This window comes from Candidatus Symbiopectobacterium sp. NZEC135 (assembly GCF_025962695.1).
The window spans coordinates 1-512 of record NZ_JAGFPF010001548.1 but is presented as its reverse complement, the minus strand read 5'-3'; the positions used below and the strand labels follow the sequence as shown (position 1 = coordinate 512).

The 512-nt window shown below is 59.6% G+C and carries 1 pseudogene; it reads left to right on the top strand.

Annotation, left to right across the window (positions count from 1 at the left end):
- Nucleotides 1–512 (top strand): annotated as a pseudogene (locus J5224_RS35300) (penicillin-binding transpeptidase domain-containing protein); the annotation flags it as partial.

The following is a 512-nucleotide window of genomic DNA, read 5'->3' as shown; positions in this document are numbered from 1 at the left end:
TTCAGCGGTGAAATTCGCGCCATGGTGGGCGGTGCTCAAACCCAATACGCCGGTTTTAACCGTGCGATGCAGGCGCGTCGTCCTGTGGGTTCACTGGCAAAACCCCCGACTTACCTGACCGCGTTGAGTCAGCCCGACACCTTCCGTCTCAACACCTGGTTAGCGGATGAGCCGCTCTCGCTCAAGCAACCGAACGGGCAGGTGTGGCAGCCGAACAACTACTATCGTCCCTTCTTTCGACGGTGGATGCATTAGCCAACTCGCTTAACGTGCCGACGGTCAATCTGGGGATGAAGGTCGGTCTGGATCAGATCAGCATCACGCTCCAACGCCTCGGGATCCCGAAAGAAGTGATCCAACCGGTGCCCGCCATGCTGCTGGGGGCCATCAGCCTGACGCCGATGGAAGTGGCGCAGGAGTATCAAACCATCGCCAGCGGCGGTAATCGCGCGTCGTTGTCGGCGCTGCGTTCGGTGATTGCGGAAGACGGCAGCGTGCTGTATCAAAGCTTC